At 36.6% G+C, this 13516-nt stretch carries 12 protein-coding genes; 9 read left to right on the top strand and 3 right to left on the bottom strand.

Going from position 1 to position 13516, the window contains the following annotated elements; all coding sequences use genetic code 11:
• Complete coding sequence (locus I6F66_RS11580; RefSeq protein WP_010552661.1) at positions 1–1914, top strand: ABC transporter ATP-binding protein; 1914 nt, start codon at positions 1–3, stop codon at positions 1912–1914.
• 11 nt (positions 1915–1925) lie between these two features.
• Positions 1926–3671 carry a DUF3466 family protein gene (locus I6F66_RS11575; RefSeq protein WP_024589193.1) on the top strand — a complete coding sequence of 582 codons (1746 nt, stop codon included), beginning with the start codon at positions 1926–1928 and terminating at the stop codon, positions 3669–3671.
• A gap of 120 nt (positions 3672–3791) precedes the next feature.
• On the opposite strand, the gene I6F66_RS11570 is transcribed toward I6F66_RS11575, so the two are convergent.
• Positions 3792–4298, bottom strand: coding sequence for a DUF2062 domain-containing protein (locus I6F66_RS11570; protein WP_007586895.1), 507 nt, complete (start codon positions 4296–4298; stop codon positions 3792–3794).
• Here I6F66_RS11570 and I6F66_RS11565 point away from each other — a divergent pair.
• From I6F66_RS11565 to tcdA, 7 genes are read left to right on the top strand one after another with little or no spacing between them, the layout of a single operon-like run.
• Complete coding sequence (locus I6F66_RS11565; protein ID WP_197140589.1) at positions 4278–6545, top strand: DNA internalization-related competence protein ComEC/Rec2; 2268 nt, start codon at positions 4278–4280, stop codon at positions 6543–6545. The two genes, I6F66_RS11570 and I6F66_RS11565, sit on opposite strands and share 21 nt — an antisense overlap.
• Positions 6546–6605: 60 nt before the next feature.
• A complete protein-coding gene (gene msbA, locus I6F66_RS11560; protein WP_165740983.1) occupies positions 6606–8351 on the top strand; it encodes a lipid A export permease/ATP-binding protein MsbA in 1746 nt (581 codons plus the stop codon).
• On the top strand, positions 8348–9328 hold the full coding sequence (lpxK, locus tag I6F66_RS11555; RefSeq protein ID WP_197209300.1) for a tetraacyldisaccharide 4'-kinase: 981 nt from the start codon (positions 8348–8350) through the stop codon (positions 9326–9328). Before msbA ends, lpxK begins: the two co-directional genes overlap by 4 nt.
• Entirely contained in the window at positions 9318–9515 is a 198-nt protein-coding gene (locus tag I6F66_RS11550) for a Trm112 family protein (protein ID WP_002961789.1), read from the top strand. The genes lpxK and I6F66_RS11550 overlap by 11 nt, the downstream gene beginning before the upstream one ends.
• Positions 9503–10264 carry a 3-deoxy-manno-octulosonate cytidylyltransferase gene (gene kdsB, locus I6F66_RS11545; RefSeq protein ID WP_010552668.1) on the top strand — a complete coding sequence of 254 codons (762 nt, stop codon included), beginning with the start codon at positions 9503–9505 and terminating at the stop codon, positions 10262–10264. The genes I6F66_RS11550 and kdsB overlap by 13 nt, the downstream gene beginning before the upstream one ends.
• Positions 10261–10941, top strand: a complete 681-nt coding sequence (locus I6F66_RS11540; RefSeq protein WP_165740985.1) for a TIGR01621 family pseudouridine synthase — start codon at positions 10261–10263, stop codon at positions 10939–10941. Before kdsB ends, I6F66_RS11540 begins: the two co-directional genes overlap by 4 nt.
• Positions 10942–11739 carry a tRNA cyclic N6-threonylcarbamoyladenosine(37) synthase TcdA gene (gene tcdA, locus I6F66_RS11535; RefSeq protein WP_024603405.1) on the top strand — a complete coding sequence of 266 codons (798 nt, stop codon included), beginning with the start codon at positions 10942–10944 and terminating at the stop codon, positions 11737–11739.
• Positions 11740–11745: 6 nt separating this feature from the next.
• On the opposite strand, the gene I6F66_RS11530 is transcribed toward tcdA, so the two are convergent.
• Both I6F66_RS11530 and I6F66_RS11525 read right to left on the bottom strand, forming a co-directional pair.
• Positions 11746–12162: a SufE family protein gene (locus I6F66_RS11530; RefSeq protein ID WP_007586879.1), complete on the bottom strand. Its 417-nt coding sequence runs from the start codon at positions 12160–12162 to the stop codon at positions 11746–11748.
• A 33-nt stretch (positions 12163–12195) separates the two neighbouring features.
• Positions 12196–13422: a SufS family cysteine desulfurase gene (locus I6F66_RS11525; RefSeq protein WP_165727882.1), complete on the bottom strand. Its 1227-nt coding sequence runs from the start codon at positions 13420–13422 to the stop codon at positions 12196–12198.
• Positions 13423–13516 lie beyond the last annotated feature (94 nt).

The raw sequence follows: 13516 nt of genomic DNA, 5'->3' as shown, positions 1-13516 counted from the left end.
ATGGATTTAATTAGAATTTTAAAAGCACAACTTGCTTTTGGTACGCATGCTTTGCTTAACAAAGCAGATGCCGTTATAGAAAGTGGCGAAAGAGTGTGTGTTGTTGGTCGAAATGGCGCGGGTAAGTCAACTCTATTAAAAGTGCTTGATGGCGAAGTTGTATTAGATGATGGTGAAATAAATCAGCTAGGCGGGATTAGAATTTCTCGTTTAGAACAAGATCCACCAAAAGGCGCAAATGGCACAGTATTTGATTATGTTGCGCAAGGTATGCCTGAGATTGCAAACTTACTAATTGATTTTCATCATGTAAGTAATGAGTTGCAAACAGTGTGTACTGATAAGTTATTAAACAAGCTTGAACGTTTATCAAATCAACTAGAAGCGGCTGATGGCTGGCGCTTTGATAGCCGAATTCAATTAGTGCTAACACAATTAGAATTAACGCCAGAAGCTAAACTTGAGTCTCTTTCTGGTGGTTGGTTACGTAAAGTAGCACTTGCACGTGCACTTGTCAGTGAGCCTGATTTATTATTACTTGATGAGCCAACAAACCATTTAGACATGGCAAGCGTCATGTGGCTTGAGCAATTTTTAAAAGAGTTTAAAGGCGGAATCGTATTTATATCGCATGACCGTGCGTTTATTCGCGCTGTTGCTACGCGTATTTTAGATTTAGACCGTGGTAAGCTTATTTCGTACCCTGGTGATTACGCTACGTACTTAGAGCAAAAAGCCCATGATTTAAAAGTTGAAGAAAGCCAAAATGCATTGTTCGATAAGCGTTTAGCCGAAGAAGAAACATGGATCCGCCAAGGTGTTAAAGCGCGTAGAACGCGTAACGAAGGTAGAGTTCGTGAGTTAAAACAGCTTCGTACAGAGCGTAAGCAACGTGTTGACCAAGTTGGTAAAACTGATTTCAATATTGAAACAGCAGATCGCTCTGGTAAGTTAGTATTTGAAGCTCAACATCTTTGTCATGCATTTAAAGACAAAGTTATTGCTGATGATTTTTCTACACTGGTAATGCGCGGTGACAGAATCGGTCTAGTAGGCCCAAATGGTATTGGTAAAACAACACTATTAAAGCTAATGTTTGGTGATTTAGAACCAGATAGCGGCATAACTAAGCAAGGTGTTAATTTAGAATTTGCTTACTTTGACCAATATCGTGAAAAGCTTGATGAAGAAGCAACAGTTCAAGATAACGTTGCCGAAGGTAAACAAGAAGTGATGATGGGCGGACGCTCACGTCATGTTTTAGGTTACCTGCAAGACTTTTTATTCCCTCCAGCACGCGCTCGAACCCCTGTTAAAGCACTCTCTGGTGGTGAAAAAAATAGACTACTATTAGCTAAACTGTTTTTAAAACCGTCTAATATCCTTGTTCTCGATGAGCCAACGAATGACTTGGACATTGAAACGTTAGAGTTACTAGAGGACATCATTAATCAATACCAAGGTACAGTGCTGATTGTAAGCCATGACCGTGAATTTATTGATAATACATGTTCAAGTGTATGGGCGTTTGAAGGTAACGGTAAAGTTACAGATATTGTAGGTGGCTATAGCGACTATGAGGCTTACGTTAACTATTTAGCTGAACAAGAAAAAAAAACGCAGCAGCAACCAGTAAAAAAAGTTGAAAAAGTAGTCGCTCCAGTTGCTAAACCTGCAGCTAAAACAAATAAACTCTCTTACAAATTAAAACTTGAATTAGAGCAACTACCGAATAAAATGGAAAAACTAGAAGCTGAAATTGAAGCTCAACAAGCTGTAGTTAGTGACTCAGACTTTTTTAAACAAGAGAGTGATGTAACAACTAAAGCATTGAACCATTTGGCACAACTTGAGTCTGACCTTGAAGCTGCGCTTGAGCGCTGGGAAGAACTTGAAGAATTACAGAATCAGTAGTAAGGACTAAAATGAAATATAAATTACTCGCTGCCAGTATTTTAGCGACATTAAGCACTTCAGCAACAAGTGCTACGTACCAGTTAAGTGAATTAGGGACTCTTGAAGACGCTAAATATTCTTATGTAACAGATGTAAGCGAAAGCGGGCATATTATTGGTTTCGCAAATGGTTTATACAATTTACCTATTGATATCAGCTATATAGATTTTACTGAAAATATTATTGAAAATAGCTACGATAATACAGAGGCTGCATTTGATTTAAGTGATAAAGAGATTACCTTTACACTTGATGACATTGAAAATAATGATGCAGTACTTACTAATTCTGATGCACATACTTTCATGGTTAGTTTTTTATCTTCAATTTCTACAAATTTTGAATATCAAAAATTAAGCTCATTAGTTGGCATAAAGTACAATGACACACAAGTAACAGAGCAACCGTTATTTGATGTTGCATCTGTTGATTATGATGGCTTAACGCGTTCAACTATTAACCTTTTTAATGCTGTAAGTGAAGACGGCGTTACTGTTGGTTGGGGCGGTGCTCCTTACGATAAAGTTTCTTTTACACCTGATGGTGAAGATGATGCAGAAACGTGGTTCACACATGAGTTTATAGAACGTGGGATTGTAATAAGTGCTGATGGCAGTATAAGTGTTGAGTTAGAGCCTGAGTTTAATGAATACGGCGGCACAAGCCGCGCTAACGATATAGTCAAAACAAATAGTGGTTACACTGTTGTAGGTAATATCTCTACAAGTATTCCTGATGACAGACAAGATAATATTGATGATAACTGTGATAATGAAGACGAACCAACGTCAGTGTGTATCAACTTATTAAATTCTAATATTTCACGAGGCTTATTTAATAAGCGTGCTGTTAAATGGGAACTTGATGAATCGTTAAATATTATTTCTGTTGAAGAGCTTGGTATGGCACTTACACCTGATGAAGGTGAAACGGAAGATGACGCATTTACGAGTACTGCTTTAGCAGTGAACAACAACGGTACAATTGTAGGTTCATCAAATACGCGTTATTACAAAAATGATGATACGATTCTTACAATGCCAGTCTATTTTAAAGACGGTGCAGTCACTGACTTTATTAATCAAGAAGACGATTGGCAGGCTGGTAAATCAATCGCTATTAATGATAATGATGTAATTACAGGTTATGCGACAAAGCGTATTGAAGGCACTCTTCGTAATAAATTCTTCTATCATGACATCGAAACAGGTAATACAGTTTTTCCAACTGATTATTTTTCAAGTTCAAGTTCTTATGGCAACGATATAAATAATCAAGGATATATTGTAGGCGAAGGGGAAGTGGGTGTATCTGATAGTTCACGACTCAAAGAAGCCTTTATTTACAAAATTGGTGAAGATAAAATCACTAATTTGAATGATTTACTGCCTTGTTATGACACTGATGGCGAAACTGACTACGCTTACTCAATGGTTGAAGCAACAGCTATCAATGAAAATAATGAAATATTTGGTACTGCGACTAAGACAGTTGAAAAACTTGATTCTTTAGGCGGTGTTGTAACTGATATCAATGGTGAAATTGAATACGAAAGTATTGCAGTTGCAGTTAAGTTAACGCCAATTGCAAATGGTGAAGTAGAAAACTGTGCTCCAGTAGAAGCAGAAGTGTATGAGCGTAACTCTGCTAGCTTTCCTTGGTATACATTATTGCTATTACCATTAGTTGGCTTAAGACGTATATTTCGCTTTTAAAGTTTACTAATATTGATTATAAAAAAACCAACTTAATAAAGTTGGTTTTTTTTCGTCTATAATATTTTATAAGATTAGGATTGCCATGAATCTTATAATTATTATTTAGCTTTAACGCTACTAATTATTTCGCGATAACCATGCCTTTTTAACAGAACGACGCCAAATAATATCAATACCAAAATAGCCGATAATTGATGCAATAGAAGCACATACTAACGAACCTAGTAAAAATGCAGGACCAATAGTTTCTATGCTCTCTAGAAACCAAGACCAACTAGCTTCAAATACAAAGTGTTGCTCAGGCTGATTAAGTATTAATGTACCCACTAAGTATGAGCCATAAAAAATAGGTGGCATAGTTAGAGGGTTTGTAAGCCATACTAGTGCTACTGAGATAGGTAAATTAACTCTAAATAATATAGCGCCGGCTGCTGCTAAAACCATTTGAAAAGGAACAGGGATGAAAGCAAAAAATAACCCGACTGCAAATGCACCTCGAGCAGAACGTCTATTTAAATGCCAAAGATTTGCATCTTGTAAAAGGCGTCCAAATATTCTTAGTGATTTATGATGTCTAATTTTATTTGGATCAGGTAAAAATCTTTGGATCGTTTTTTTAGCCATTTAAAGCAACCATTTACATCAGTGTGGATAAGTCTTGGGTTTGTAATTGGCTGTATAGCAACCGTATTTTATTATCAAACTCTCGAATTTACAGTATTCACAATTTTCATTGTAATAATGAGCGCTTATTTTAAGCCGTTTTCAAACGTATTGTTAGGCTTTATTTGCGCAATTTGCTTTGTCGGACTGCATTTTTACCTATTTTATAGTTTTGAAATACCAAAACCGGATGAAAAGTATGCACTTGATTCTACATTAATTGTTGAAGAGGTTATTTCTGACAAAAAACCTCAATATATTAAAGTTAAAATAGTGGCATTAGAAGGGAGTAATTTCTCGGATTTTAGAGCACCCAAAGCAATGCTCAGTGTTAATTCTGCACAGTCTTTAATAGTAGGTGATGAATTTTCTGCTTTAATTCATTTAAAACATTTTCGTAGTAATAAAAATTTTAATGTATTTGATAATGAACGTTATGCTTTTATAAGTAGAATATTATTTAAAGGTAAAGTACTTAATAAAAATCTTAATATTATAAATAGCGACAAACAAAGCATAATTTTAGATTATCAACACTTCCTTAAAAACACTTATACGGATACAAAACTACAGTGGCTCTATTATGCATTGCTTAGCGGTGAAAAATCTTTGATGAGCTACGCTGATAAACAATTAATGCAATCTCTTGGGCTAAGTCATTTACTTGCTATATCGGGGTTACATATTGGTTTGATTTTTAGCTTCGGTTATCTATTTACTCGATTCATTTTTGCAAAGATTAATTCTTCGATTGGGCAATCATCCAACCTGACTCTTTATTACAGTTCATGCGGATTTTTAGTAGCCTTGGTTTATGTATACTTAAGTGACTTTTTAGTATCTGCAACGCGAGCGCTTATCATGCTGGGTTGTTATTTATTATTGTATTTTCTTGCTAAGCAGCCGCTGCGTTGGCGGAGCATTTTATTTGCCTTGGTTATTGTTCTTATTGTTAACCCATTTAATTTACTCAATCCAGGTCTCTACTTTTCATTTTTAGCTGTTGCTATCATTTTTACAGTTATTAATAAATTACCAATATTAAACACTCGCATAAAAAATAAAGTTATTTCACTGTTTGTTATTCAAATAGCGTTATTTATTGGTTTATTGCCACTTTCACTCTATTTTTTTAATGGGGTAAGTATTGCGGGTTTGATAATAAACTTAATTGCTATACCGCTGCTTTCAATCATTATCTTACCTTTTTTAATTGTTTTTACATTACTGAGTATTTTCTTAGATATAAGTATTTTAATAAACCTGTTTGATACTGGCTTATATGCGCTATTTAAATTGCTTAATGAAATACCAGAATCGTTAAGGTGGATAACGACTGGCAGAATTGACTCAATATTTGTCGTTTTTACTTATATTATTATGTTGATGGTTTATTTTCTTCCTTATAAATGGCTCGCTTTTATTCCAGCAATAACGCTTTTATTAAATTATTGGCTAACAGAAAAGTCTAAGTGGCAACTACATGTATTTGATGTAGGGCATGGACTGATGGCATTAATTGAAAAAGATAAACAAGTGCTTATTTATGATTTTGGCCCCAGTTATTTCAATCGCTTTAGCCGTACGCGAAGTATTTTATTGCCTTATATTAAAGCAAATAATTTAACAGTGAAAACGGCGATTCTAAGTCATGAAGATAATGATCATGCTGGAGGATTACAACATTTCATAGATGCTGGCTTTGGTGAAACATTACAACAATTTCATCCTAAAAATACACATAATGTATGTGAAGTCATAAACATTGATTTTGCTGGATTAAAAGTACAAAGCTTTAGTACAAAAGGGTTTGGAAATGAAAATGATGATTCATGCATTGTTAGGGTATCAGATAATACTCATAGCGTTTTACTTACTGGTGATATATCAAAAGCGCGTGAAGCATCGTTATTAGCGGATAATACATCATTAAAAAGTACAGTAATGTTAAGCCCGCATCATGGCAGCGATACATCCTCAAGTGTTAATTTTATAAATAACGTTGCTCCCCAAGTAGTCATTCATTCAAGTGCCTATAAAGGGCAATGGGAATTCCCCAAGGCCATTGTCGTTGAACGGTATAACCAAATAAATGCCCAGCAATTTACGACAGGCGTTGAAGGGCAAATTAGTATTAAGTTTTATGCAAAGAATTTGGCTATAGAAACAGCAAGAGGGCAGGAAAGTTACTGGTTTATCAAAGATTGACGTTTAGTTTTATCTCATCGGAGGATACAATACAGATTGTTTCTGTATTTAGAGAGTGTTATGGATCAAAGTACTACACAAATTTATAAACGTCTTGTCTCATATGTTGGCACCTACAAAAGCGTCGCATTTGTCGCAATTATTGGGATGATAGGCTATTCAGCAATGGATGCTTTATTTATTCAATTAATGAAGCCGTTTATTGATCAAGGTTTGAACCAGCGTAATACAGAAGTTTTAAAGTACGCTCCTTTTGTCGTTATCGCGTTAGTTCTAGGGCGTGGTGTTTTTAACTTTATGTCTTCTTACTGCTTAAGTTATGTAGGCTCCCAAGTTGTACGCTCTTTACGCCAAGAGTTATTTGAGCACATATTGCACTTACCCGTTTCTTTTCATGACAAAAACTCAACGGGAGATTTAATTTCAAAAATCACATTTGATACAGAACAAGTTCAACAAGCGATTACTAAAGCCTTGCTAATAGTTGTACGTGAAGGGGCATTTGTTGTATTTTTACTTGCGGTAATGTTCTATACCAGTTGGCAACTATCACTGATATTTTTAGTGATCATCCCACTTGTTGCTATTATTGTCGCCGTCGTCTCTAAACGTTTTCGCCACATTTCTAAAAACATTCAATCTGCCATGGGGCAAGTTACCCGTAGCTCAGAACAAATGCTGAGCGGACATAAAGTTATTCATGGTTTTGGTGGTCAAGATCAAGAGATTAATCACTTCTCGAAAATTAATAATCATAATCGTCAGCAACGTATCAAAATGGACGCAACTAAAGCGCTTAGTGTGTCTATAATTCAAATTTTAGCGGCAAGTGCCATGGCAGTTATTTTGTGGGCGGTGTCGTTGCCATCAATGATTGATACGATTACATCTGGTGACTTCATGGCATTAATTGCCTCAATGATGATGTTATTGCGTCCGCTAAAACAACTTGCCAATGTGAATAGTGATATGCAACGTGGTATCTCTGCAGCGCAAAGTATATTTTTAGTTTTAGACGAAGAAATGGAAAAAGATACAGGCACTGTTTCGGTTGATAAAGTTAAAGGTTTAATTGAAGTTAAGAACGTAACCTTTAAGTACCCAACGAAAGATGAAGCCGTATTAAACGATTTGTCGCTAAAGATTGAGGCGGGTGAAAGTATTGCTTTAGTTGGGCGCTCAGGCTCAGGTAAGTCCACAATTTCTAACTTGTTACCACGCTACTATGACTTAGAGTTACCGAGTGAAATATTACTTGATGGTATAGCCCTGCAGGATTATAAATTAACTGATCTGCGTCGCCAATTTGCTTTAGTGTCTCAGCAGGTCGTGTTATTTAACGATACGATTGCTAACAATATTTGTTATGGCATAAAGCACGATGTGTCTGTTGAAGAGTTAGAACAAGTTGCCAAACAAGCGCACGTGTGGGAATTTGTTAAAGACCTGCCAGAGCAATTAAACACCATGGTAGGCGAAAATGGGGTAATGCTCTCAGGTGGTCAACGCCAGCGAATAGCGATAGCGCGTGCAATATTAAAAGATGCACCTATTTTGATTTTAGATGAGGCAACGTCAGCACTTGATACCGAATCTGAAAAGCTTATTCAGCAAGCGTTAGAAACGCTAATGAAAGATAAAACCTCTATTGTTATAGCACATCGCTTATCTACTATTGAAAACAGTGACCGAATTTATGTTATTGATAACGGTCGTGTGATAGAAAGTGGCGATCATAGTAGCTTATTAGCAAATGACGGTACTTATTCAGCACTTTGCAAAATGCAGTTTGGTGATCAGGCGTGAGCAAAATAGAGCAAAGCTGGTATAAACCATTTGGTCTAATTACTTTATTGTTATTACCATTAAGTGCTTTGTTTTGGGTTGTATCGGCATTTCGAAAACTCTTGTACAGCGCTAAAATACTTAAACCTTTTGAGTGCAAAACGCCTGTTATTGTAGTCGGCAATATAAGCGTAGGCGGCAATGGTAAAACACCTTTTGTTTTGTGGTTGTATAGTCATTTAACACAGCAAGGTTTATCAGTGGGTATTATTAGTAGAGGTTATGGTGGGCAATCAGATAATTACCCGCTGTTAGTCACTTCAGTTGTAGATGCTCAGCAGGCTGGAGATGAGCCTGTGCTTTTATACCATCGTTTAAAATGCCCAATAGCAGTTGGCCCTAATAGACAACACAATATCGATTTATTAGAAAAAAATCATACGCTAGATGTCATTATTTCTGATGATGGGATGCAGCATTATAAAATGCCTCGTAGCATTGAGTGTTGTATTGTTGATAGTGAACGCCGCTTTGGTAATGGTTTTGTTATGCCCGCAGGGCCACTACGCGAAACAACTAAACGCTTACAAAGTGTTGATATAGTAATTGAAAATGGCGGTCAGGCTAATAATAGCTACGTGCTGCAAGTAAGTAACCTTCACTTAGTTAATTCAGGTGATGATGCAAAACATACGGTAACTCACGCACATGCAATAAGTGCAATTGGGAACCCTAAACGGTTTGAAAACTCATTAGAAGCACAAAATATTAAGCTATTGTCGACTCATCACTTTAGAGATCATTATGCTTATACAGCAGATGATTTTATTCAGTTTGGTGATGATTGCATTATAATGACCGAAAAAGACGCGGTTAAATGTAAGTCCTTTGCAAAACCTAATTGGTATTATTTACCTATAGATGCAGAGCCTTCCGATAGCGTAATAAACACATTAAATTCATTATTAAAAGAAAAAGGAATACTCAATGGCCTTTGATACAAAATTACTCGAGATAATTGCCTGCCCAGTTTGTAAGGGTAAACTACGCTTTGATAGAGAAAACAACGAACTAATTAGTACTGCAGCTAAGCTTGCTTACCCCGTTCAAGATGATATTCCAGTATTGCTTGAAAACGAAGCACGTGAGTTATCTTTAGAAGAGGTTGAAAAGTGGAATTCGTAGTTGTAATTCCTGCACGTTTTGCATCAACCCGACTACCGGGTAAGCCGCTTGCTGATATTTGCGGTAAGCCAATGGTTCAACATGTTTACGAAAAAGCATGTTTATCAGGTGCAAGTAAAGTGGTTATAGCAACCGATCATCAAAAAGTGTTTGATGCAGTAAGTTTATTTACTAGTGATGTTGTAATGACTCGCGAAGATCACCAATCGGGTACTGAGCGTTTAGCCGAAGTAGTTGATTTACTTGATCTCGACAGCGATACAATTGTGGTTAATGTACAAGGCGATGAGCCCTTACTTGCGCCAGAAAATGTATCCCAAGTTGCTGCACTATTAAGTGATTCAACAGCACCAATGGCAACGTTAAGTGTTGCTATTGAAGAGCGTGATGAAGTATTTAATCCTAATGCCGTTAAAGTGGTTAGCGATATAAATAAAAATGCGCTGTATTTTTCTCGTGCAAGTATTCCGTTTGATAGAAGCACAATGATGAATGACAGCAGTGCTCTTAATTTAGCGCCATTTCAGCGCCACGTAGGTATTTATGCGTACAGAGCGGGTTTTATTAAACAATATATAGAATTGAGCGTATCGCCACTTGAGCTACTTGAATCGCTTGAGCAGTTACGTGTGTTGTATCATGGTTATAAAATCAAAATAGAGCAAGCTCAAATAGCACCCCATGCTGGAGTTGATACGCCCGATGACTTAGCTAAAGTGATAGCGCATATTAAAAGTAAAAACGTGTGAGTGAGCAAGTAAGTAAAATATTAAAAATCATTTTTACACATAACGATTTTTATATTTTAGAAAAGCCAGCGGGTCTTAATTTTCATTCAGAAGATGGCCCCGGCTTTGTTGTGTTAGCCGAACAACAATTATCGCAAAAGCTTTATGCCGTTCATCGTTTAGATAAAGTGACATCAGGGCTGATTATTTTAGCGCGAAACAAAGCCGCTGCGGCCAGCTTTACTGTTATGTTTACTGAGCATGCGATTGCTAAATTTTATTTAGCGGTTAGTGACGCTAAACCGAAAAAGAAGCAGGGGTGGATCAAAGGCGATATGGCTAAATCTCGCCGTGGCTCGTTTAAGTTACTAACGAGTAAGCTGAATCCTGCAATTACCCGATTTTATTCGCTAAGCTATAAACCTGGGTTTAGAGGGTATATTTTAAAACCTTACTCAGGAAAGACGCATCAATTAAGAGTGGCACTAAAAAGTGTTGGCTCACCTATTTTAGGCGATGCAATGTATTCAGGCACGCCATCAAATCGTACCTATTTACATGCATATGCGTTGAGCTTTTTATGGCAAGGTGAACAAATACAGCTAACTTTATTACCCGGTAATGGTGATGAGTATTTGGCGTTAATTAAACATCAAGATTTTCAAGCATGGCAGTCGCCATGGCAACTGGATTGGTAAATGAGCGAAAAAGTTACAGATATACGTTTTGGTGGTATTAAACGTTTATATGGTCATCAACAGTTTGATTGGCTTCAAGAAGCACATTTTTGTGTAGTAGGGATTGGTGGTGTAGGGAGCTGGACAGCAGAAGCACTTGCACGTACTGGTGTTGGTAAAATAACATTGATTGATTTGGATGATATTTGCGCGACTAACGTCAATAGACAAATTCATGCGTTAACGGGCACTATTGGTCAAGCTAAAGTAGATGCAATGAAAGCGCGCTGCGAGCTTATTAATCCAGAGTGCCAAATTAATGTAATAGATGACTTTATTACGCTTGATAATATTCAAGAGCATATTCAAGGTTTTGATTATGTGATTGATTGTATTGATGCAGTTAAAGAAAAAGCAGCATTAATTGCTCACTGTAAACGTAATAAACTACCTATAATTACAACTGGTGGTGCTGGCGGGCAAACAGATCCTAGCCAAATAACTTTTGGTGATGTAGCTAAAACTACGCAAGACCCATTACTTGCAAAAGTACGTTATATTTTGCGTAAGCAGTATAATTTTAGTAATAATCCTAAACGTAAGTTTAATATTGATTGTGTTTACTCAACAGAGCAATTGGTTTACCCAGGAAGCGATGGCAGCGTATGTCATGCTAAGCAAAGTGCTGATGGCTCGATGAATATGGATTGTAATAATGGTTTTGGATCTGTGACTATGATCACAGGAAGCTTCGGCTTTTTTGTTGCGGCAAAAGCGGTGCGTAAATATCTAGATAAAAAACAACGCTCGCAAGCTTAGTTTTTGCTAACTAAGCTTTTGTTGTGCCATGGTTTGTATTTTATCAACCATGGCTTTAATACCATTACCACGTGATGCGCTTAAGTGGCTTATAAGGCCGAGCTTTTCAAATTCTTCATACGCATTTTTATTCACTACTTGCTCTGGTGTGAGGCCATTGTAAAGCGCTAAAATAATGGCTAATAATCCTTTTACTATACGTGTATCTGAGTCACCAATTACAACAAGTGTATTTTCTGTTAAATCAAATTCAACAAACATCCATACTTTGCTTTCACAGCCCGGTACAAGTGCATCATCAGTCTTCAAAACATCAGCTAAAACAGGTAAAGTTTTTCCTAAAAGCATTATCTCACGATATTTTTGCTGCCAAGCGGGCGCATTTTTTATAGATTCTGTGACTTTGTTAAACGTATTTGTCATGAGTTATCCTAATTAATTCTATTAAAGTGACGTTTAGTCCAGTAAAGCGATACATTTTTTAAGTGAATCAATGAATATATCTACATCTTCATAGGTATTATAAAAACAAAAGCTCGCTCTTAGCGTTCCATTAAGCCCTAAATGTGTCATTAATGGCTGTGTACAATGGTGTCCACTCCTTACTGCAACCCCGTACCCGTCAAGTAAAGTTGCCAAATCATAAGGATGTTCATCATTTAAGTTGAAGCAGAGTGTACCAATATTGTCAGATAGGTTGCTATATATTGTAATACCATCAACCTTTACCAATTTTTGAGCGGCATAACTAAACAATTTTTGCTCATATTGCTGAATTTTTGCGTGATCTAATTCATTTAAATAGTCTAATGCGGCACCAAAGCCTAAAACTCCAGAGATATTTGGTGTTCCAGTTTCAAATTTTGCAGGCGCAGGACGATAAGTACTGTGAGTTAAGTACACTTTATCGATCATTTCCCCACCTGATTGGTAAATATCAAGGGTATTTAATTGCTCATATCGACCATAAAGTACACCTAATCCTGTTGGGCCGAGCATTTTATGGCTTGAGCAGACATAAAAGTCACAGTTTAATTCACGTAAATCGGGTTTTAAATGCAGTGCACCTTGTGCACCATCGACTAAAACAAGAGAATTGACGTCTTTTGCAGCTCTAATTAGTGGTTTTAAATCGGTGATATTACCCAGTGTGTTAGATGCTTGTGTAATAGCTAATAGGGCTGGTTTTGTTTCTTTTATAAATTCACAGCATTCTTTGGTGTTCAGCGTGCCATTTTTATTTAGTGGAAGCGCTATTAATTTAGCACCCGTTTGTTGACTCACTATTTGCCAAGGCACTATGTTTGCATGATGCTCAAGCGGAGATATCATTATGGTATGACTTTCATTTAAGCGCTTTTTTAATCCGTTAGCGACCAAGTTAATGGCTTCTGTAGCACCTTTAGTCCATACAATCTCTTTACTAAATACATTGAAATACTGTGCAGTTTTATCCCGTACTTGTTCATATGAATAAGTTGCTTGCTCGCTAAGTGTATGGCGTCCACGGTGTACATTAGCGTTTTGAAACGTATAGAATTCAGTAATTGTATCTATAACTGATTGAGGCTTTTGTGAGGTTGCTGCTGAGTCTAAATAAACAAGCGGGCAGCCGTTTATTGTTTGATTTAATGTTGGGAAGTCGTTTCTAATTTTATTTATATCAAACTTTAAAGCAAGCATGGCTCATCTACATAGTGTTTTTAAGGCAGGAATTGTAATCGGTTTATGATAATTCTCAAGTGTTGTTAATAAAAAAGGCCGCAAAATGCGGCCT

This window comes from Pseudoalteromonas sp. NZS100_1 (genome assembly GCF_015864285.1).
GTDB lineage: Bacteria > Pseudomonadota > Gammaproteobacteria > Enterobacterales > Alteromonadaceae > Pseudoalteromonas > Pseudoalteromonas arctica.
The sequence above is the reverse complement of the archived record's forward strand: the minus strand, read 5'-3'. Positions and strand labels throughout refer to the sequence as shown.

Bases quoted from the DNA above. Each gene is read 5' to 3' on its own strand.
- I6F66_RS11580 (WP_010552661.1), top strand. From the start codon at position 1: ATGGATTTAATTAGAATTTTAAAAGCACAACTTGCTTTTGGTACGCAT.
- I6F66_RS11575 (WP_024589193.1), top strand. From the start codon at position 1,926: ATGAAATATAAATTACTCGCTGCCAGTATTTTAGCGACATTAAGCACT.
- I6F66_RS11570 (WP_007586895.1), bottom strand. From the start codon at position 4,298: ATGGCTAAAAAAACGATCCAAAGATTTTTACCTGATCCAAATAAAATT.
- msbA (WP_165740983.1), top strand. From the start codon at position 6,606: ATGGATCAAAGTACTACACAAATTTATAAACGTCTTGTCTCATATGTT.
- I6F66_RS11550 (WP_002961789.1), top strand. From the start codon at position 9,318: ATGGCCTTTGATACAAAATTACTCGAGATAATTGCCTGCCCAGTTTGT.
- tcdA (WP_024603405.1), top strand. From the start codon at position 10,942: ATGAGCGAAAAAGTTACAGATATACGTTTTGGTGGTATTAAACGTTTA.
- I6F66_RS11530 (WP_007586879.1), bottom strand. From the start codon at position 12,162: ATGACAAATACGTTTAACAAAGTCACAGAATCTATAAAAAATGCGCCC.
- I6F66_RS11525 (WP_165727882.1), bottom strand. From the start codon at position 13,422: ATGCTTGCTTTAAAGTTTGATATAAATAAAATTAGAAACGACTTCCCA.